General features: G+C 54.7%; 16 protein-coding genes. 9 read left to right on the top strand and 7 right to left on the bottom strand.

Translation table 11 applies throughout. The features are described 5' to 3' along the window. The first annotated feature begins 51 nt into the window (after nt 1–51). From glyQ to lysA, 7 genes are all read left to right on the top strand, one after another. Complete coding sequence (glyQ, locus tag BMW46_RS05005) at nt 52–957, top strand: glycine--tRNA ligase subunit alpha (RefSeq protein WP_074705448.1); 906 nt, start codon at nt 52–54, stop codon at nt 955–957. Beyond that, entirely contained in the window at nt 954–3,164 is a 2,211-nt protein-coding gene (gene glyS / locus BMW46_RS05000; protein WP_256376955.1) for a glycine--tRNA ligase subunit beta, read from the top strand. Before glyQ ends, glyS begins: the two co-directional genes overlap by 4 nt. Nucleotides 3,165–3,179: 15 nt before the next feature. After that, complete coding sequence (gmhB, locus tag BMW46_RS04995) at nt 3,180–3,713, top strand: D-glycero-beta-D-manno-heptose 1,7-bisphosphate 7-phosphatase (protein WP_074705443.1); 534 nt, start codon at nt 3,180–3,182, stop codon at nt 3,711–3,713. Beyond that, entirely contained in the window at nt 3,710–4,483 is a 774-nt protein-coding gene (locus BMW46_RS04990; protein ID WP_074705440.1) for a lysophospholipid acyltransferase family protein, read from the top strand. Before gmhB ends, BMW46_RS04990 begins: the two co-directional genes overlap by 4 nt. Then, the gene (locus BMW46_RS04985; protein WP_256376954.1) at nt 4,480–5,235 is read left to right on the top strand and encodes a M48 family metallopeptidase; all 756 of its coding nucleotides are present in this window, start codon (nt 4,480–4,482) and stop codon (nt 5,233–5,235) included. Before BMW46_RS04990 ends, BMW46_RS04985 begins: the two co-directional genes overlap by 4 nt. 245 nt (nt 5,236–5,480) lie before the next feature. Beyond that, on the top strand, nt 5,481–5,615 hold the full coding sequence (lptM, locus tag BMW46_RS15935) for an LPS translocon maturation chaperone LptM (protein ID WP_074705437.1): 135 nt from the start codon (nt 5,481–5,483) through the stop codon (nt 5,613–5,615). Further along, entirely contained in the window at nt 5,612–6,868 is a 1,257-nt protein-coding gene (gene lysA / locus BMW46_RS04975; RefSeq protein WP_074705434.1) for a diaminopimelate decarboxylase, read from the top strand. Before lptM ends, lysA begins: the two co-directional genes overlap by 4 nt. Before the next feature lie 24 nt (nt 6,869–6,892). Here lysA and mgtE read toward each other — a convergent pair whose 3' ends face one another. From mgtE to BMW46_RS04940, 7 genes are all read right to left on the bottom strand, one after another. Continuing rightward, nucleotides 6,893–8,329, bottom strand: coding sequence for a magnesium transporter (mgtE, locus tag BMW46_RS04970; protein ID WP_074705431.1), 1,437 nt, complete (start codon nt 8,327–8,329; stop codon nt 6,893–6,895). A 214-nt stretch (nt 8,330–8,543) separates the two neighbouring features. Next, entirely contained in the window at nt 8,544–9,236 is a 693-nt protein-coding gene (gene mtgA / locus BMW46_RS04965; RefSeq protein WP_074705429.1) for a monofunctional biosynthetic peptidoglycan transglycosylase, read from the bottom strand. 86 nt (nt 9,237–9,322) lie between these two features. Further along, nucleotides 9,323–10,150 carry a shikimate dehydrogenase gene (gene aroE / locus BMW46_RS04960; protein WP_074705427.1) on the bottom strand — a complete coding sequence of 276 codons (828 nt, stop codon included), beginning with the start codon at nt 10,148–10,150 and terminating at the stop codon, nt 9,323–9,325. 117 nt (nt 10,151–10,267) lie between these two features. Further along, a complete protein-coding gene (locus BMW46_RS04955; protein ID WP_256376953.1) occupies nt 10,268–11,278 on the bottom strand; it encodes an energy transducer TonB in 1,011 nt (336 codons plus the stop codon). Between the two features lie 68 nt (nt 11,279–11,346). Continuing rightward, the gene (locus tag BMW46_RS04950) at nt 11,347–13,200 is read right to left on the bottom strand and encodes a ribonuclease catalytic domain-containing protein (protein ID WP_074705421.1); all 1,854 of its coding nucleotides are present in this window, start codon (nt 13,198–13,200) and stop codon (nt 11,347–11,349) included. A gap of 385 nt (nt 13,201–13,585) precedes the next feature. Beyond that, on the bottom strand, nt 13,586–14,893 hold the full coding sequence (locus BMW46_RS04945) for an alpha/beta fold hydrolase (protein WP_074705418.1): 1,308 nt from the start codon (nt 14,891–14,893) through the stop codon (nt 13,586–13,588). Nucleotides 14,894–14,932: 39 nt separating this feature from the next. Next, nucleotides 14,933–17,023 carry a S8 family peptidase gene (locus BMW46_RS04940; protein ID WP_074705416.1) on the bottom strand — a complete coding sequence of 697 codons (2,091 nt, stop codon included), beginning with the start codon at nt 17,021–17,023 and terminating at the stop codon, nt 14,933–14,935. A 508-nt stretch (nt 17,024–17,531) separates the two neighbouring features. Here BMW46_RS04940 and BMW46_RS04935 point away from each other — a divergent pair. Together BMW46_RS04935 and BMW46_RS04930 are read left to right on the top strand one after the other, a co-directional pair. After that, the gene (locus BMW46_RS04935) at nt 17,532–18,968 is read left to right on the top strand and encodes a peroxidase family protein (protein ID WP_256376952.1); all 1,437 of its coding nucleotides are present in this window, start codon (nt 17,532–17,534) and stop codon (nt 18,966–18,968) included. Nucleotides 18,969–19,044: 76 nt separating this feature from the next. Next, complete coding sequence (locus BMW46_RS04930) at nt 19,045–20,709, top strand: lipoxygenase family protein (protein ID WP_074705411.1); 1,665 nt, start codon at nt 19,045–19,047, stop codon at nt 20,707–20,709. Nucleotides 20,710–20,767: the final 58 nt, after the last annotated feature.

The following is a 20,767-nucleotide window of genomic DNA, read 5'->3' as shown; positions in this document are numbered from 1 at the left end:
TCCCTTGCTTTTGCGCCTTTTTGTCAATTACGGTCCGGTTCAGAATCTTACATGCGCACATTTCAGGAAATCATTCTCTCCCTGCAACACTACTGGGCCAGGCAGGGCTGCGCGCTGCTTCAACCGTACGATATGGAAGTTGGCGCGGGAACATCCCACACTGCCACATTCCTGCGCGCGCTCGGTCCCGAGCCGTGGAAAGCAGCGTATGTGCAGCCCACCCGTCGTCCGAAAGACGGGCGTTATGGCGAGAATCCCAACAGGTTGCAACACTACTACCAGTTTCAGACGGTACTGAAACCCGCCCCTGCCAACATCCTTGAACTGTACCTCGGCTCGCTCGAAGAACTCGGTTTCGATCTCCGCCAGAACGATATACGTTTCGTCGAGGATGACTGGGAAAACCCCACTCTCGGCGCCTGGGGATTGGGATGGGAAGTGTGGCTGAACGGCATGGAGGTGACACAGTTCACCTATTTCCAGCAGGTGGGCGGTATGAACTGCAAGCCCATTACAGGTGAAATCACCTATGGCCTGGAGCGGCTGGCAATGTACCTGCAAGGCGTGGACAACGTTTTCGACCTCACGTGGACAAAGGGGCTTTCCTATCGCGATGTCTATCATCAGAACGAGGTCGAGCAATCCTCCTACAATTTCGAGCACAGCGACCTGGATTTCCTGTTCAAAGCCTTTGCAAGCCATGAGGCACAAGCCCGCCATCTGGTGGAACAGGGACTCTCTCTGCCGGCTTATGAGCAAGTGCTGAAGGCTGCACACACTTTCAATCTTCTCGATGCGCGCGGCGCGATCTCAGTCACGGAGCGCGCCGCCTATATCGGGCGCACCCGGGAACTCGCACGCAGCGTGGCACACGCCTATTACGAAAGCCGCAAGCGTCTGGGCTTTCCCCTGGCGCCGGTGGAATGGGCGCGGGAATTGCTGGAGAAAGCCGCTTGACTGATGCAACACAAGGTTCGGCAACCCGAAATCTTCTGGTTGAACTGCTGGTAGAGGAACTGCCCCCCAAGTCGCTGAAGAAACTGGGTGACAGTTTCGCGCAGGGAATAGCCGCGGGCCTGAAAAGACAGGGTTTGGCGCGGGAAGATGCGACCGCCACCCCTTTTGCCTCTCCCCGGCGCCTTGCCGTACATCTCACATGCATAGCAGCACAAGCCCCGGACACATCCTCCCTGAAAAAACTGATGCCGGTAGCAGTGGGTCTGGATGAAAATGGCCAGCCCACCGCTGCCCTGCTCAAGAAGCTGCGCAGTCTTTGCGGCGATACTGATCCTTCCCCCTTTCTCTCCCAGCTCAAGCGCGCCCATGATGGAAAAACAGAAACCCTGTTTCTGGACAGCGTAGCGAAGGGAGCGACGCTAGCGGAAGGCCTGCAGGCAGTGCTGGACGAGACACTGGAGAAATTGCCCATTGCCAGAATGATGACGTATCAACTCGCGGACGGCTGGAATACCGTCAATTTCGTCCGTCCGGCGCATGCGCTCGTTGCCCTGCATGGGAAAGAAGTCGTGGATGTATCCATACTGGGCCTGACAGCGGGACGTCAAACGCAAGGGCACCGTTTCGAAGCGATGGTGAGTCCGCTGACCGTGAAAGATGCCGACAGTTACGAGCATCAGTTACAAGAAGAAGGCGCGGTAATTGCGAGCTTCTCCCATCGTCGCGCCGAGGTCGAGCGCCAGTTGCTGGCCGCGGCCGGCGAGGAAGACCTCGGATTGACCCGGTATGACGGCCTGCTGGATGAAGTTGCCGCGCTGGTGGAACGCCCCAGGGTGCTGATGGGTGAATTTGAAACGGGATTCCTGGATGTGCCACAGGAGTGCCTGATCCTGACGATGCAGGCCAATCAGAAGTACTTCCCTCTGCTCGATGCGGGCGGCCAACTCTCGCACAGGTTTCTGATCGTATCCAATATCCGCCCGGTGGATGGGCGCACAGTGATTGCCGGGAACGAACGTGTGCTGCGCTCGCGCTTGGCAGACGCGAAATTCTTTTTCGACCAGGATCGCAGGAAGACGCTGGCCTCGCGGGTGGAAGGCCTGCAGAGGGTGGTATACCACAACAAGCTGGGCACGCAGGCAGAACGAGTGGAAAGGATCTGGGCCATTGCACAAACCATCGGCTTACAGCTCGGCGGCAATGAACTCGCAGCCAGGGCGGGCGAAGCAGCCATGCTTGCCAAAGCGGACCTGCTCACTGACATGGTCGGCGAGTTCCCGGAGTTGCAGGGCATCATGGGACGCTATTATGCAAAGCATGACGGCGTGGCCGAGGAGGTCGCCGACGCGATCGAAGACCATTACAAACCGCGCTTTGCGGGCGATGAGTTACCGCGCAATCCGGTGGGCGTGTGTGTCGCACTCGCCGACAAACTCGAAACGCTTGTCGGCTTGTTCGGCATTGGCCAGATACCCACTGGAGACAAAGACCCCTTCGCCTTGCGCCGCCATGCGCTGGGCGTTATCCGCATATTGATCGAAAAGGAAGCGCCGCTGGCGCTGAACACCCTGCTTGAGCAGACTGCGGACATTTTTGGACAAAAGATCAAAGGCTCAACTGAAACCACAGCCGAAACCGCAACTGAAACTTTAAGTGATTTCATTTACGAACGGCTGAAGCACTATTTCAGTGCCGAATCCATCGAGGGACAGGCAACGAACTTTGGCGAACCCGGTAACGAGGGCCGGCTGGCTTTCTCCCCACAGCAGATCGACGCGGTACTCGCCCTGCGCCCCCAGTTGCTGAATGATGTCAAAAAACGTCTGATCGCGGTGCGTGCTTTCGCCGCCCTGCCGGAAGCCGAAAGTCTTGCGGCCACCAACAAGCGGGTGGGCAACATTCTCAGAAAAGCGGAAGTCGATGAAGGTGGGGAAATCGACACCGTCCTGTTGCAGGCGCCCGCAGAACAGGCGCTGCACGAGGCATTAAACCGTATAATGCCGGAAGCCGATGCAGCCTTTGCTGCCGGCGACTATACCGCTTCGCTGCAGGCGCTGGCCGCACTGAAAGTTCCGGTAGACCGGTTTTTCGATACAGTGATGGTGAATACGGAGGATACTGCGCTGCGCCACAACCGGCTTGCCCTGCTTGCGCAAATGCAGAAGACAATGAACCGGATTGCAGATATTTCCCGGCTGGCACTCTGATACCGGCAACCGATCATGAAACTCGTCATTCTCGACCGGGACGGCGTCATCAATTATGACAGCGCCGCCTTTATCAAGACGCCGGATGAATGGAAGCCCATTCCCGGCAGTCTGGAAGCAATCGCGCACCTCACGCAGGCGGGCTATCGGGTGGTGGTCGCCACCAACCAGTCCGGCATTGGCAGAGGTTTGCTGGACATGGTGTCATTCAATGCCATCAACGATAAGATGTGCAAAGCCGCCATTCAGGCCGGGGGACGCATCGATGCGATGTTTTTCTGCCCCCATGCCAACACCGACAACTGCGATTGTCGCAAGCCCGCCACCGGGATGTTCAAGGAAATTTCAGAACGTTTCGGGCTGGACTTGAAAGGTGTGCCTGCAATCGGCGACTCGCTGCGTGATTTGCAGTGCGCAGCTGCCGTCAGCGCGCTTCCCGTCCTGGTGCTGACCGGCAAAGGAAAAAAGACCGAAGCCGAGGAGGACCTGCCCGAAAACACGAAAATATTCGCCGATCTCTCGGCGGCGGTCAATGCCCTGACGCAATGAACTGGATTCCGGTCGTGCTGCGCTCGACGCTCTACGCGCTCCTGCAGCTCATCATCACTCCTTTCTACTTCCTGATCGTCTTTGCCGCGTTCCCGCTTTCGCGCCTCAACCGCTATCGCATCACCTCCGGCTGGGCGCACCTGATGCTGTTTCTGCTGACTACGGTCTGCGGCATCCGTTATCGCGTCATAGGAAAAGAAAATATTCTCCCTACGCCGAGCATCATTCTGTCGAAGCACCAATCGGCATGGGAAACGATCGCCTTCCAGCAGATCTTTCCTCCGCAAGTGTGGGTGCTGAAAAAGGAACTGCTGCTGGTTCCGTTTTTCGGCTGGGGACTGGCGATGACCAACCCCATCGCGATCGATCGTAGCTCGAGAAAAGCGGCGCTGAAGCAGATCGTCGAGCAGGGAAAAGACCGGCTCAGGCAGGGATTCTGCATCGTCATTTTTCCGGAAGGCACCCGCATCGCCCCCGGCAAAAGGGGCAAATACGGCATTGGCGGCGCCTGGCTCGGCATCCATACCGGCGCACCAGTCATACCGGTGGCGCACAATGCGGGCCGCTTCTGGGGCAAGAACGCCTTCATCAAGCGTCCCGGCACGATCACCGTCAGTATCGGCGCACCCATCGACCCCAGCGGCATGGAACCGGGCGAACTCAATGCAAAAGTGGAAGCCTGGATAGAAGCAGAGGTGGCACGGATCGATAATCTGCATCCGGACGAAAACCCCGATCCGGACCAAACGCAAGAGGAACCCGCGACGTGAAGAAGATTGCATTCCAAAGGACGAAAACGAGCAAACTCGCGGCAAACGAACTGCGCCATATAAACCTGAACGGCAGCGAAGTCCCCTACACGCTCATGCGTTGCAGGCGCAAGACCATCGGCATGAGAGTGAGCAGCGAGGGCTTGACGGTGCGCATTCCGATGCGGGAATCGTTGAACTGGGTCGAATCCGTACTGCAAAAAAGAGCCGACTGGATCGTCACCAAGCTCGACGAATGGAAGAACAGGAAGCCCACCCGCCCCGCGTGGGAAGAAGGCGCCATCTTTCCCTTGCTCGGAGAACCCTGGCAGGTGACGGTTACCGCCGAGGGCGCGGTACAGATGATGCAGGTAAGCGAGAACGCCAGAAGCAAGGATGAGCAGCCGCGCTTATCCCTGTCCTCCAGGGTTGCTGCCGAGCAAATCGAAAGCGCCGTAATGAAGTGGTACCGTCAGCACGCGCTGACCTGCTTTACCGAACGCATTACCCTTTACGCAAATAAACTTGGCGTGGCCCTGCCGCAATTGCGCCTCTCCAGTGCGCGCACACTCTGGGGCAGCTGCAACTCACGCGGCATCATCCGCCTCAACTGGCGCCTGATCCAGAAACCGCTCGATCTGGTGGACTACGTAGTCGCACATGAACTCTCCCACCTCATCGAAATGAACCATTCGAAGGCGTTCTGGCAGACGGTGGGTAGCGTGTATCCGGGTTATGCGGGGGCGAGGAAGAAATTGAGGGGGATTGGGTGAGGGCGGGGCAAGATATTATTACTTGCTCTACTTTCTGCCATGGAGAATTGTTCAGGAGATCTAAGATCGATAGCCACGAGGAGATGGAGCGCTTTGCCCATCACTTAAAAGACTCATAATTTCACAGCCGCCAAAGTCATAACCGCAAAGGACTTGCGTGGCTACATCTATGGGGACTAATGCTAAGTTCAGTAAGCTCTTGCCTTTATGTTAGTATCCCCCGCTTCTCCTTCTCACACTGACTTATGCGCACCCTCGCCGCTCTCGCCCTGACCACCCTGCTGCTGAACGCCTGCGGCCTCAAGGGTCCGCTCTACCTTCCGCAGGAGCCGGCTCCAGCGCCGCCACAAAAATCTCCGGATACAGAGAAAAAGAAGTGAGCGGTTTTCCTTTCTTCAGTTACCACAACGGGCGTTTGTGGGGTGAATCAGTTCAACTGGAGCGCATCGCCCTTGAATTCGGCACGCCCTGCTATATCTATTCGCACGCGGCACTGACAACAGCCTACCGGGAATTCGACGAAGCCTTTGCAGGGCGAGATCATCTGGTCTGTTACGCAGTCAAGGCGAATTCCAACCTTGCCATTCTCAACCTGCTCGCCCGCCTGGGAAGCGGCTTTGACATCGTCTCCGGAGGAGAACTGCAACGAGTGCTAAAAGCAGGCGGCGATCCGCAAAAAATCGTTTTTTCGGGTGTGGGCAAGCAGCCTGCGGAAATGAAGGTAGCGCTCGAAGCAGGCATACTATGCTTCAACGTGGAATCGGAAGCGGAGCTGCATGTGCTGAACCGCGTGGCCGGAGAAATGGGCAAGGTTGCGCCGGTGAGCCTGCGGGTGAACCCGGATGTGGATGCGAAAACCCATCCGTATATTTCCACCGGACTCAAGGAAAACAAGTTCGGCATTCCTTTCGATGAGGCGGAGGCGCTTTATGCTTCTGCGCAGGAGCTCGGCAACGTACGGGTGGCCGGTCTCGATTGCCATATCGGCTCGCAATTGACGGAATTGACGCCTTTCATCGAAACCTGCGAGAAGATGCTGGGGCTGCTCGACCGGCTGGAGGCGCAAGGGTTGGGGATCGAGCACCTCGATCTGGGTGGGGGCCTGGGGATACGTTATGCCGGGGAAAATCCCCCCTCGGCACGGGAATATGTCGAGGCGTTGCGCAGCGTGGTGGGCAGCCGCAGGCAGAAAATCCTGATCGAACCGGGAAGGTCGCTGGTGGGCAATGCGGGTGTACTGCTTACAACCGTCGAGTATCTCAAGCCTACGTCGCATCGCGATTTCGCCATTGTCGATGCGGCCATGAACGACCTGATGCGCCCGGCCTTATATAAGGCTTACCATGAAATCCTTCCGGTGGTTGTGCGCAACGAAATGGATGCAAAAACCTATCAGGTTGTCGGTCCGGTGTGCGAAACCGGCGATTTTCTCGGGCATGACCGCCACCTGGCGCTGGCTCAGGGTGATCTGCTCGCTGTCATGTCGGCCGGGGCTTATGGCATGAGCATGAGCTCTAATTACAATGCGCGTCCGCGCGCCGCCGAGGTGATGATCGACGGCGACCGTATCCATCTCATTCGCCAGCGGGAATCGGTCGAGCAATTGATGACGGGCGAGAAAATCCTCCCATAGCCCCGCATGGGGTTATAGCAGGGGCTATAGCAGAAAAAGGGTTGCGAGCCCCAGGAAGATAAAAAAACCTCCGCTGTCGGTCACGGCGGTTATCATTACGCTGGAGCCCGCGGCAGGATCGCGCCCCAGGCTGTGCAGGGTCAGTGGTATGAGCACGCCCATGAGCGCGGCCAGCAACAGGTTGAGCATCATTGCAAGCATCATCACCAGGCTGAGGGAAAAACTGCGGTAAATAATGTAAGCAAACCCGCCAACCACGGCGCCCCACACCACGCCGTTTACGGCACTCACGCCGATTTCCTTGCTGATCAGCATGCGGGCATTCCCGCCATTCAGTTGTCCCAAAGCGAGCGCCCGCACGATCATGGTAATGGTCTGATTGCCGGAGTTTCCCCCTATTCCGGCAATGATCGGCATGAGCGCGGCCAAGGCAACGAGTTTTTCGATCGAATCTTCAAACAGGCCGATCACCCGCGAGGCGACGAACGCGGTAACGAGGTTGATGGCAAGCCAGGTCCAACGGTTCTTGAGGCTCTTCCAGATGGGCGCGAACAGGTCTTCTTCCTGACTCAAGCCGCCTACGCTCAGGGCTTCGCTGGCTGATTCTTCCCGGATGAAGTCCATCACGGCATCGATCGTGACCCGTCCCACCAGTTTTCCTTCCGCATTGACGACCGCGGCGGTAACGAGGTCGTAGCGCTCGAATGCCTGCGCTGCCTGTTGCGCCCTTTCGTCAGGATAGAACACGATGGTTTCCTTGCTCATGACCGAACTTACCAACGCGGCTGGATCGCTTACCAGCAGGCGGTTCAAGGGTAGCACGCCCTTGAAATACTCGTTCCGGTCCACCACGAACAAAAGGTCGGTCTGATCCGGCAACTCGTTCAGGCGGCGCAGGTAGCGAAGAACCACTTCCAGCGTTACATCCTCACGAATGGTGACCACATCGAAATCCATGAGCGCTCCCACCGCGTCTTCCGGATAGGACATGGCCGCCCGCAGCTTCTCGCGCTCTTCCATGGGAAGCGACTGGAATACATCTTCGAGAACGTCCCGGGGAAGATCAGGCGCGATGTCCGCGATTTCATCGGCATCGAGCTGCTCTGCCGCAGCGCGCATCTCGCCGCGTTCCATCGAGGCGATGAGGGTTTCACGGACGGCGTCCGACACCTCCAGCAGGATTTCCCCGTCACGCTCCGCCTTGACCAGATCCCAGATCAACAAGCGGTCTTCCAGCGGCATCACCTCGAGGATGTGGGCAACGTCAGCGGGATGAAGCTCGTCAAGGAGTCTTTGCAATTCAGCCAGGCTTTGCCCGTGCAGCAGCCCATCCATGAGCCCCTGCTCCGGCAGGGGCTGCGGGGGCAGGAGCCCTTCCGCGAGCTTGTGCTCGTACAGTAGCTGGATCACATGCTGCAAATGTTCTTGCAGGTTTTCTGTTTCCCTGAGGTTATTTGCCATTAGGGAGGTTCCTGGAACAGGTTTTGCCTGATCTGATTGTAGGGAAAAAAACGTCGAATATTATGACAAGGTGAGTGAAGACGCAAACCGGGCATAAAAGCACGGAGAAACCGATCGGCAGCGGACAGCCGACGGGATGAGACTTCTCCCACAACCCGCGGCTCTGCCTGACAGGGGAGAGCGCATCGGCCACCTCGACCTCTGCTATTTTATCTCAGGGAATGGAAGCCGACGCCATACGGCGCAGAATCATGCGCGTTTTCTTCGACAGCCAAGCCGTATTGCGATTTTCGTCGTAGAACCGGGGACTGGGAACCATGGCAGCGAGCCGAGCCGCCTGCTCCCTTGAAACAGAAGAAGCGGAAATACCGTAGTAATGGCGGGCCGCAGCCTCGGCCCCGAACACCACATTGCCCCATTCGATCACATTCAGATAAATCTCCAGGATACGGCGTTTGGACATCACTTTCTCAAGCATCAGCGTGATGAACGCTTCCTGGAGTTTACGCCATGGAGTCTTGTCACCGGAAAGAAACAGGTTTTTTGCCAGTTGCTGGCTGATGGTGGAGCCGCCCATGATCAGCCTGCCCTTTTTCAGGTTTTTCTCGTACGCCTTCTGGATAGCATCGAAATCGAATCCTTCATGCTCCAGAAATTTCGCGTCCTCGGCTGCAATGATTGCCCGCTTGAGATGCGGAGAAATCTGTTCGTAAGGAATCCAGCGGGTACGCAGTGCAGCCTTCGTATTTTTTTCCCGCAGTGTTTCCAGCCGGGTTTGCATGAAAGCGCTGGAAGAAGGATTGAAATAGTTCCAATAGACAATCCGACTGAAAATCCAGAATTGATAGGCAAATATGGCGGCAATGAGAAACAGGAACATCCGCCAGAACCAGCGCTTGAAAAACATTCTTATTATTCCCACTGTTGTTTCCAGGTTGCGCAGTTGCGCCACCCTCACCGGCGGAGGACGCCCTCGCTGCTCCGCCTATCAATCTACGGACTGCCGAGGCTTGACCTTAACATTTCAATGACCGGTTCCGTTTCCGGCCGTACTCCGCGCCAGAGAAAGAAGGATTCGGCCGCCTGCTCCACTAGCATGCCGATTCCATCGGCCAGCCGCGCTGCCCCCTGCTGCTGCGCGAATTGCAGAAAAGGAGTAAGCCCCTTGCCGTACATCATATCGTAGGCCAACGAAGCGCCGGCGAAAATACCTTCTGGCAGAGGCGGCAGGTCGCCCTGCAGGCTGGCGGAGGTGGCATTGATGACAAGGTCGAATTCCTGCCCGCGAAGATCCTCGTACGCTGCGGAAATGACGTTCCCCGAGGATGCAAACAACCGCTGCAGGTCATCTGCCTTTTGGCGGGTGCGATTGGCAATCACCAGCGCGGCAGGCTCATGCTCGAGCAAGGGCCTGATTACCCCGCGGGCTGCTCCGCCCGCGCCCATGAGCAAGACACGCCGGTCATCGAGCGCATAGCCGAGATTGACGGCGATGTCCCGCACCAGCCCCGCGCCATCCGTGTTATCTCCCAGGATGTCATCTGCCTCGAATACAAGCGTGTTCACTGCCCCCGCAGCCTTTGCCCGCTCCGTGAGGCAGCTTGATAGCGTGTGGGCTTCCAGCTTGAATGGCACCGTTACGTTCGCCCCTTTGCCGCCCCGCTGCCTGAAGGCAGCTACCGTTTCCACGAACCCATCCAATGGCGCAAGCATCGCTTCATAATGAATATCCTGTTCCCTTTGACGTGCAAATCCCGCATGAATCAGGGGCGACTTGCTATGAGCAACAGGATTACCGATGACGGCATAAAGATCACTCATGGTCACTCCCGGTGTAAGTCATGGAATCAGACTCCGATTGGAGCCGACCGGGAGGAGGAAACAGGGAGACATGCGATTGTGAGCAATACCTGCGGGCAAATCGGTACGCCCGCATGATCACTCACTTGTCAGCTCATCGGCGCTGGTGAATACCCAGGAGCGAGTAATATGCAGAATATCGGTATCCCGGCTGAGCTCCGGGGGAAAAGGGGCGAAGCCATTCTGCCCCGCCAGCTTCACGATACGGACGGCTGCCTGATCCAGAATTTTCTTTCCGGAAGAGCGGTTTATTTCAACCGATTCCAGACTGCCATCGGAGCGGATGCCGACGGTAAGCTGCAAGCTGCCATAAAGCTGTTCACGTTTTGCCGCCTCGGGGTAATTCAGGTTCCCGATCCGCTCCACCTTGAGGCGCCAATCTTCGGCGTAGCGGGCAAAACGATAGTCCCGGGTGCGGCTGCCGATAAACTTTCGTTTCAGCGGTTTTTGATAGGTTTCAAGACTCGCGTCGCCGCGCGCCGCTACGCGTGCGATTGCCAATCCGCGCTGAACCAGGTCCGCAGTATCAAAGATAGCGTTCTGGTCCTGCCCGGTTTGAATCTGAGGTTGAGCTTGGGCGACCAGGGGATCAGGCTCATCAGCACTTTGATGGTTGTCATTCTCAGTGGCTGCCATCAATGGCGGTGTCCGGAGTTCGCGCGGTCCTGCTTCCTGGGCAGTGGAAGCGGAATCGGCAATAGTCTTCCGGGGAATATTTGCTGTGTCCTCCTGTTTCGGCAAGGGAGGAGTGGGTTGGGCTGGATGCCGGTTAGCGTTGCCTTTTACAGCAGGACTCTCGTGCGCCACTCGCGGCACCCCTTCTTTCCTGTCTGTCTTGTCCGGATGGAGAGCGGGCTCCCTATTCACCAGCATCACTTCCAGTGGCGCGCTCACTGCACGGATTTGCGAAAGAGGGAACTTGAAAGTGACGCTGGACAAAACCACGACATGGAGAATAACCGAGACCAGTATCGCGGTTTTCAGGCGCGATACTTCATTCAACGGGGAGCTGTAACTCGCGCCCGGATTAAACTCGCTTAGGGTTGTGTTCAGGGTCGTTATTGTCGCTATAGTCGGGGTAGCGCTCAAATCTGCCGAAGAATAGTGAGGCTGAAAGGCCGTAAACCGTAACGGCCTGCTATGTTACAGGATAAATCTCAAGCTTGCAGTTTTCTCAGGAATTTTATACTGAAGGTAAGTTCCAGCAGATCGATATTCGAGATTTCAACCTCGATAGCCGTTTCCGGCGAAAGCTCCGGCAACGATGCGACACGCGCCACAAGCGGCAGGCGATCGAGCTTCACCAGGTTTTCCTTCAACACCTGCGCGCCTGTTGCCAGAACATTTTCCTGCAATAACCAGCGCAAGCACCAGTAGCGTTCCATCGAGCGTTGAAAATCGCCGTACACCTCATAAGTGGACTCGAAATTCCGCATGAACATGTGCAGGCTCTCGCTCTCCCTCGTATAAGGAGGTTCTTCTCCTCGCAGCAACGCAACCAGTTGCCGCTGATTGATGAAATCCACGTAGCGGCGCATGGGCGAACTGATCCAGGCGTACTGGGAAACACCGAGACCCTGATGCGGGGCTGGCGACGTGCTCATCCTGACCTTGCCATTGCCCTGACTGCGATAGATGCCGGCGACTCCGCTATCCGCAAGCAACCGGCCCCATTCGGCATTCACGTAAATCATCAACTCAGACACCACCTTATCGATGGGCGAGCCCCGGCGACGCTCGGTAATCATGATATGGTCGCCATGAAGATTGAAGTTGTAGTCGATGCGTTCGTTATTGCTGTCGTTGGTCTTGCCCCGGAGTGCTTCCATCTTGCGGGCAAAATTCCATAATGCGGCCAGCTCCCTGCCGAAGGGATGATCGATGCTTCCTCCAGCCAGGGTAGATTCATTGAATTGCTCCTCCAATGTGTCGTGCCGGAGGTTGGCTGCCACCTTTACTTGCTCGACACGCGTGCTGGTGGCGGTCACGGTGAAATCATCGGCCACGTCCAGATACATCGAAACAGCGGGACGCAATTGTTTTTCGCTCAATGTGTACTGCTGTATCACCGGTTCCGGCAACATGGTGATCTTGTTGCCCGGAATATATACGGTTGAGATACGCTGTTCCGCCACTTTGTCCAGGAGCGAACCGGGGGCAATGCCCAGCGTGGGTACGGCAATGTGAATGCCGATGCGGAAACTTCCCAGCGTCAGCGGCGTAACGGAAAAGGCATCGTCAATTTCAGTGGTGGTGACATCATCGATGCTGAAAGCAGCCACATCCGCTACCGGCAGATCGGGCAGAACCACCAATTGGTCAGCACCCAGTTCATCGAAGCCGGTACCCTCGGGAAAATGCTCCAGCAGGAAACGGTTGAGATGATAGTCATGCGTGGAAGGGATCGCACCGCATTTTTGCAGCAACTGGGAAACGCTCAGTTTCGTCGCGGCACAGACGGCATCCAGCGCTTTCCACTCGACCGAATTTTTTTCCGGGCGATAGAGCAGGTTGAATAGTGTCGGCTTGAATTCTTCCGGAAGGATAAACTCGCTCAGCGATTGCATGTAATGGGCCTGCTGTTCCGCCTGGCGGCGCTTTTTCTCCTGGCTGGCGAGCGCCGCCTCCAGCGCTTTCGGCGGCGCGGCCTTGTAGCGGCCGCGCCCTTTCTTGTAAAAATACATCGGCGCGCTGTGCAGCCGGATCAATACCGCAGCCGCTTCTTCCGGTGTCACCCGATCGCCGAAATAATCTGCAGCAAGCGCATCGCTGGCGAATTCGACCTCACTCTCACAACATTCCCAGAGAAAATTCGGGTCAAGATCTTCCGCCGTTTTTTGCGCGACATCCATGAATTCAGTCAATGAGGGCGCGTCAAACCGCAGCAGCACGGAGGCTGCCTTTATTTTTGCGCGCTTGCCGTGAGGCGCCTCCACTTGCAGTGAAGTCGTGTTATCGGCAAGAACCGCACCTACCTTGAAGGTGCCTTCCTCTTCGTAAAAAACATTCATGAAATGATTCTTGAGGCAAGCAGGAAAGACATGAGACTTGGCAAGGCCAAATCTCAATGCATATCAGTGCATATCGTCATCAGATTATAGCCCGAAACGTATTTTCAGCAGGTTGGACAGGCGCATTCCACCTGCGCAAAACGGCTGACGGTAAAGAGAAGAGGCTATCAATGATGACGAGGGTTTTGTCGTCATCGAGACGACCCGCAGGAAGTCCCGAAAAACCCAAATCTTAGATGCGCGCCGGGAGCAAAAGTTTTCTATCCTGACGGTTTTTTTTCGACAGGGTCACGCAGGGAGCCTCCGTTCGCCCTGGCCCTTCGGCGGCTCAGGCCATGCTTGTCGAATCATACAAGGGACGGGCTCTGCCTGGCGATTAGCCCATTCATGCGGTTGCGACGGCCCTGCGCACCACGTAGCCAACTTCCTTCCCTTTTATGTCGTTGTGGTTCTTGATGAAATCGCTGGCTTCAAGATTGAAATAAGTATTGGCCTTGAAAGCATAGGTGCCGCCTACGGAAAGCAGCTTGCCTTCGACGGCTTCGCCGTGCTCCATTTTCTGCGCTCCATTACGGCCCATCGCCCCAAACAGATCATCCTTATCGCCAAACGCCATGGTTTTATCGCCGCTGATGCGAGATGCGAGCGGATATGCCAGACCTACTGCTCTATCGTTGGGCGTATGTGTGATAAGGACCGCGCCCTTGACTCGATGATTATCCACGACCGCACGGTAAAATCCCTGTTCAATCCTTGAAAACCCATTCTGGGAGAAGGCCGCCTGGATGAGTATCATGCTTTTTATCTTGTCGGTTTTCGAGCCGAGCGCCGCCGAGGTGACGACACGGCAGCCGAAGCTGTGCCCGATCAGATGGATGCGTTCGATCTGAGAGGCAAGTTTATCGATCAGCGGGGCAACCCCGTTCTTACCCACGGTTCCCGATCGCGTCTTCATCTCGTAGTAGGTGGTATAGTTGAGCAGATTTATGGCAGCTGCCTTGAATCCGGAAAGAATCTCTACCAATCCCGCCGCTCCGCCTTCTGCCGGTGCGGGAGCGCTCACCCCGAGCGGCAACGCTGCTCCGCCTCCCGCCACATCCTCGCCCAGATCCTCTTCCTCGGCCTTCAGGTTTTTCATCAGTTCGTTGCCGTCATCCTTGAAGAAGATATTGGATGCATCCTCTTTGCCTGCCGCGCTCGGATCAAGCAGGGAGCGCATTTTGTTCACAAATTGACCCCGGACCGAGGCTTTTTCCTCGAGATCCGGAAGCAATGCTTTCGCCTCATCAAGAAGTTTCTTCTGCTCCGTCTCCGTGAAAATTTCTTTCATGTCATCCAGTTTCTCTTCCAGCCGCTTGGTCGAATCGCCGTTTCCCCCCCCGAGGGCTGCGCCACCTCCCCCAGTGGCAGGAGTACCTGAAACGGCAACAGACGTATCGTATTCCCTGGATGGCCAGAATACCCCCAGAATGCCAAGCTTTCGCCCGGATAAATCGTTTGGCTGGGCGGCAGCGGCAAAGCTTGCAAAAAAGCTGTTATATAGATCTTCTGCCTTGGACTTGTTGTTGTTCCACCCGTGCGACATGATGATAAGGTCGGTCACCCCGGCAGCCAGAACGACCTCCTCTTCAGGACCCTGGCCGTTCTTGTCGAAGCTTGCTTCCACATAAGGAATTCCTGCGATTTCATTCATGGCCATGCTCCTTTTTTTCTCTTTTTTATACTTTCAAAATCACACCGACTGAATAGCGCGCATCAGATCAACGAGACCACTGCCCTGAAAGTAGCGGTCGCGCCGCAGATCAGTAGTCGTATCAACGAAAATTTCCTTGACACGTTCTGCTTTGCCGATGAACTCGGTTCGTACTGACAGAAATGCGGCGATCGCGCCGCTGACATGGGGGGCCGCCATACTCGTGCCGCTGGTTTCGACGTAGTCGCATTCGATGCCCTGCGCGCCCTCGCTTTTTAACTGACCCGTGGCACATGAGATGATTTTTTCGCCGGGCGCGACGAGGTCAGGCTTGAGGCGACCGTCACCCGTCGGCCCTTTCGAGGAAAAGTAGGAAACCCCGTAAACGTGCGGCATGTCGCGATGGGTCGAACCCACCGTAATGGCGAGTTCCGAATTACCGGGATCATTGATGGTCAGCGCCATTCCCGCCGAGAGCGCACCTGTGGAGGCCTTCAACGTGCCGTAACCTGTATTGCCCGCGGCAACCACGACCACGACGCCAGTTTTTACCAGCCGGTCAACCTCGACGCAGAGCGGGCTCTGACCGCAGGCGAACCATTCGGGCTCGAAGGTATATCCCAAGCTCATGTTGACTCCGTGGATCAGAAGCTTTCGGCCGTAACCATTGATCTCCTGCACATGGGCGATGGCCGCGATGAGATTGCTCACGCTCCCTTTTCCGTTTTCGTCCAGCACCCGCAGGCTTACCAGCTTGCAGCGCGGCGCCATCCCGCTGATGCCGTCCACCAGTTTTATCTGCTGGTATTCGACATCTTCGGAACCCGTTTTCAGATAACGGGAAACCGCTACAGGAATTCGGGATGGCGCGGCGGAATCGCCCGGAGGGGAAACCTCCGCTGGCGCAGCGGCTTCTGTCCCTCCTGGCGCACCGGCTGGACGCCACTCGCCGGCAATGATGCCTGCCACATGCGTCCCATGTCCATTCTCATCGTTGAAGGGGTCGCTGCCCTCAGCCGTAAAGTCTTTATGCCATTTGGAGTCTTTATCGATGTTGTTGTGCTTGCGAAAGTGCTCATGATCCTGTTTTATTCCTGAGTCCATCACCGCCCAGGTGATTCCGGCGCCTCGGGCGGAAAAAGAATTTTGGGCCGCGTCGGCTTTTATCGTGGCAATGGAATGGGTGATGGAGGCAGAAATCTCAAAATCCGGCCATATGCGGAAGATGGCGCGAAACTTGGCCGGGTTGATTTTTGCTGCACGAGCCTTCGCTTCATGGCTCGTATCCCCCACTTTTGCCTGAGCCTCGCGAGCCTTCACCTTTGCCTCGGCAACATCGAGCTCGATGAGCGCCTTGATGACACGGGCTTCCAGGCAGGCGAACATGTAGCCGCTTTCGCGCTGCTCCTTCTTAAGATAAACATCCTGGCCCGCGTCGTACACTTTCGCTTTGTTCTTGGCCTCTTCGATATTCTGGTAAATCCAGCGCCGGGCCTCTTCCCGCCCACCCGGATATTCGAGATTGATATCGATGATGACCTCGTAACGTGTAGGATGGATCCGAAGGATAGGTTTCTTTGATGCTTCCTCAACCTGTGACAGCCGTTCGTTTGCGGCTAATATTCGCCGTATTATGGTTGCATGCAAGCTGGCAAAGCTATAGGCGCCATCCTCCGAGACCGGTCCGATTTTCTGAGTCCCGATCGCTTCTTGGAGATCCTTGTCGCGCCGTTGCTCCATCAAAAAAAGATTTCCGTAAATATCAGCCCGACTCCTTGTCGAGCCACCGCGCACCGGCGTGCCCCGTGTTCCCGCTGGGGCCATCCCCTTGCTCTCTTCGACCCGTTTTTTCGATGCTTCCAATGCCTTCGCTGCCGCCTCTTCGGCCATCTTGACGACCAACTCCCGCATCTCCTCCGGCTTTCCATCGAATTCTCTGTTGTATTCGATCAGCGCATTGAATTCTCCATTTTCGGGGAACGGATGCGCCGCCCGAAAAGCTTCAATTCCTCTTAATTCCTCCTCCATCTGCCGCAGAAGAGGAATAGCAATCACGGAGCGGTCAAGCTCCAGCGGGTCAAAAACTTTGACAGTGGGCTGACTTTCCGGGGGCTGGTGGGAAGGGGGCATTGCGACCTCTTGTCATGAGCCAGGATAACGTTGCATTCGCATTCCATTCTGATATTAGGCTATTTTTTAGCTTTTACAACAGATCACCGGTTTTGACGTCCCCTTTTTTATGAACTATTGTGAATTGAAGATATTTATGACAAAGCATGTTTTTGTGCGGGTCGCGAGATTTCCGATTTCAGCCCGGCGGCGAAAAGCAGCCATTTGAGCATGCAGGTTGACAGAGTCGAAAAATGAGCAATTCATTGTTTGTCGATCTCTACCCGTGCACATATACCACCGTTCTAAAAAACAAGAATATGGGAGTCAGCGGTGACTTGCCGCTTACGCGAAGAAGGGGTATGAGATTATGTATGAATTCTTTTTCCCGATCCTGTTTCGGATTGCGAGCAGATTTCCCCGGCTCGTCAGAATTGTTTCGCGGATAACATGGTTACGGCGGTTTATCAGTGACGCTTTTGTCAATTGGCAAGCCTATTCCACAAACCCTCGGCCCCGGCCGTTCTCGATGGCTTCATCTTATACGACATGGCAATCGTTGACTGACAAGACATTTACCGGACGGCATCTGCCAGAGGCGGAAGGCGATCAAAATCTTCCGGACATGGAAAGAGTCGTTGATTTATGGCGAAGAAAAGAGAACAAGGAAATACCTTCGGTCGATACAAGCATACTGTTTGCTTTCTTTGCCCAGTGGTTTACCGATAGTTTCCTCAGGACGGATTTTCGCGATCGCCGGAAAAATACATCGAACCATGAAATCGATCTTTGCCAGATCTATGGTTTGCGGGAAGAAATTACGCATTATTTACGGTTGAAAAAAGATGGGAAGCTGAAGTACCAGATTATCGATGAGGAAATTTTTCCTCCCTACCTTTTTAACGTGGAGGAAACGACTACAGGCAACTGGGTATTCGCAGATAAAGAATTCGAGAAGCTGCATCCCCGCGAGGTTCTGGATTTTGTTTTTAGCAATCTCCCCGAGGAACGGTTGAAACGCATGTTTGCCGCGGGACTGGAGCACGGCAACTCATCGGTTGGCTATACCATAATGAATACTGTGATGTTGCGTGAACACAACCGGATTTGTGACCTGCTAAAAGAAGCTTACCCGAAATGGGATGATGAACGCCTGTTTCAGACCGCAAGAAACATCATGGTTGTGCTGCTGATCAAAGTGGTTCTGGCGGATTACGTTTCGCGTTTTACACAGTTCGGTTTTACCCTCGACCCATCCCCTGATCTGGCGGAAAGGCAGCGCTGGTACCGCACCAACTGGATCTCTCTGGAATTCAACCTCCTGTATCGGTGGCATTCCATGGTTCCGGAAAGCTACAGAGTCGGTAACCAGTCCTATCCGCTGGATGCGTTTCGTAACAATACCCCGCTGGTAATTCAACATGGCATCGGAAGGTTGATAACGGCTGCATCGATGCAAAGAGCGGGTCGTATTGGTCTTCACAATACACATGATTACTTTTTCTATCCGCTGCCCATTGGTGACGATAATCGAAGTGTCATGGAGCGCTCCATCGCAATGGGACGGCAGGCCAAGTTGCGCCCCTTCAATGACTATCGGGAAGCATTCAGCATGCCGCGTTTGCAGAGTTTCGAGGAATTGACGGAAGACAGCGAACTACAGCGGGAACTGAAGAACCTTTATAAAGACCGGATCGACGATCTGGAGTGGCAGGTTGGCATATTTGCCGAAGATCATGATGAAGGCTTCAGTCTTGGGCGCCTTATGGTACGGATGGTGGGGTACGATGCGTTTACCCATGCGCTGACAAACCCGCTTGTATCGATTTATGTACACAATGAAAAGACATTTTCAAAGGTTGGACAATCCGTTATTGAAGAAACAGGCTCACTTGCGGATATCGTCAAACGTAATGTAAGGGATAGGGATACTGTCGTTGCAAGCTTCAATACATCTGTCCAGTGATCAGTGAAAGATAGGGCACATAGAAAAAAAGCTATGGAAACCAGGCGAGAACCTTATTTTTATAAAGGAGGGCCTCGTGTCGAACAAGCTACCGCAGAATGAAGAAAATACAGGTAAAGAAGATCGGAAGAATTATCTTCTTCAGAGGCAAGCTGAGTATCAATACGCCTATGAGTATGCCAATACTATTGCAGTCGTTCGTAAACTGCCATGGCGGGAGATACCCGGCATTGGATATTGGCTCCGTGGGGGAATGAATCTTTTACGGTTGATTCCAAGTTTACCCAGCCTATCGATTACCTTTTTACGCTACTTGCTCGGCAAGCCGATGGAAAGTTATCGGGATTATGTTTTTTTTCCGGCGAGTCCTCCAAATCCCGATCTCGTGGATAGCTTCCAGCAAGACCTGATATTTGGCCTGCAGCGCGTCATTGGAGTAAATCCTGTGATATTGCGCGCTGTAACCCGTCAGAATCCGCTACCGGAAAAGCTGCCGGAACCTGAGATACGACAAATTTTTGAAGAGCAGATTGATGAGATCGACTATATGGCTGCCACCGAGCAAAGACGCATATACGTCCTGGACTATGCAGTCCTGGATGTATTGCAGTCAAACCCGGGGTATATCGACGGCGGGCAAAAACAATATGTCACGACTCCGATCGTCGTGTTGTTTCTGCAACCGGACGGCATGCTGCGGCCGATTGCCATCCAGCTATACCAGGATGACAGGCCCAATAATCCAATCTATACGTCAAAAGACCGCAATCTCTGGCTGACAGCAAAAATATTTGCCCAGGTCGCGGATGGCAACCATCACATCCTGTATACCCATGCAACCCGTATTCATTACGTGATGGAAGCCATTATCATGGCTTCACGAAGACAGCTTTATAAATCTCACCCGCTTTACGTTCTATTGAATCCGCATCTTCAGCATACGCTCAATGTCAATCACCAGCACACTTTCCTGAAAGACCGGAAAGGACGGCCGGGCCGGTACGGTGAGTTATTTGCCGGAGACTATGACTCGATGACACAGTGCATGGCCAATGGCATGACAAGCTTTAATTTTAAAGAATCCGCCTTCCCTGATGATATTGCGAAGCGCGAAGTCGATAATCCTGATCTTTTTTATCCCTATCGCGATGATGGCATTTTGCTGTGGAATGCGATTCAAGGCTTTAGCAAAGAATATGTGGATTTATATTACAAATCTGAAGCGGATATTATTGATGACTATGAAATTCAGGCATGGGCACATGATATCAGCGCACGGGATCGTGGCAGGATTCCCGGGTTTCCTGCCAGCTTCGAATCCAGGCAAGAGCTGAGCGAGACTCTCGGTCATATCATTTTTCTATGTACTGCTTTTCATTCGTGCATTCACTTCAACCAATACAAATATCCGGGATTCGTTCCCAATATGCCGCATTCAGCTTATGCGCCGCCTCCGGTTGGAAAAAACGCTGAAATTGATGCAGCTGGATTATTGAAGTTTCAGCCAGCGTTTCGAGCTGCTTATTCGCAAACCTGGACCTATTTTCTGACAAATTTTCGTGTCAACTCGCTCGGTCAGTACAACTTACAGCAATTCGATTCTGAAGCACACGAGGTAATAGAGCGGTTTGGGGACAGGTTGAAGGAAATAGAAGAGGAAATCGACCAAAGAAATAGCAGACGTTCTTTCGCCTATGATCGCATGAATCCAAGATTCATTCCAAACGGTGTAACCATTTAATGGGGGGGAAATTACAGCGATAGCTCCACACCACCCAATGAGGTGGTATGACCGATCT

It is taken from the genome of Nitrosospira multiformis (genome assembly GCF_900111585.1).
Classification (GTDB): Bacteria; Pseudomonadota; Gammaproteobacteria; order Burkholderiales; family Nitrosomonadaceae; genus Nitrosospira; species Nitrosospira multiformis_B.
The sequence above is the reverse complement of the archived record's forward strand: the minus strand, read 5'-3'. Positions and strand labels throughout refer to the sequence as shown.

Excerpts from the sequence above, each read along its gene's own strand:
- BMW46_RS04950 (WP_074705421.1), bottom strand. The coding sequence starts at position 13,200 with ATGAATGTTTTTTACGAAGAGGAAGGCACCTTCAAGGTAGGTGCGGTT.
- BMW46_RS04940 (WP_074705416.1), bottom strand. The coding sequence starts at position 17,023 with ATGCCCCCTTCCCACCAGCCCCCGGAAAGTCAGCCCACTGTCAAAGTT.
- BMW46_RS04945 (WP_074705418.1), bottom strand. The coding sequence starts at position 14,893 with ATGAATGAAATCGCAGGAATTCCTTATGTGGAAGCAAGCTTCGACAAG.
- mtgA (WP_074705429.1), bottom strand. The coding sequence starts at position 9,236 with ATGTTTTTCAAGCGCTGGTTCTGGCGGATGTTCCTGTTTCTCATTGCC.
- mgtE (WP_074705431.1), bottom strand. The coding sequence starts at position 8,329 with ATGGCAAATAACCTCAGGGAAACAGAAAACCTGCAAGAACATTTGCAG.
- glyQ (WP_074705448.1), top strand. The coding sequence starts at position 52 with ATGCGCACATTTCAGGAAATCATTCTCTCCCTGCAACACTACTGGGCC.
- lptM (WP_074705437.1), top strand. The coding sequence starts at position 5,481 with ATGCGCACCCTCGCCGCTCTCGCCCTGACCACCCTGCTGCTGAACGCC.
- aroE (WP_074705427.1), bottom strand. The coding sequence starts at position 10,150 with ATGAGTGATCTTTATGCCGTCATCGGTAATCCTGTTGCTCATAGCAAG.
- BMW46_RS04935 (WP_256376952.1), top strand. The coding sequence starts at position 17,532 with ATGGCTTCATCTTATACGACATGGCAATCGTTGACTGACAAGACATTT.
- gmhB (WP_074705443.1), top strand. The coding sequence starts at position 3,180 with ATGAAACTCGTCATTCTCGACCGGGACGGCGTCATCAATTATGACAGC.
- BMW46_RS04990 (WP_074705440.1), top strand. The coding sequence starts at position 3,710 with ATGAACTGGATTCCGGTCGTGCTGCGCTCGACGCTCTACGCGCTCCTG.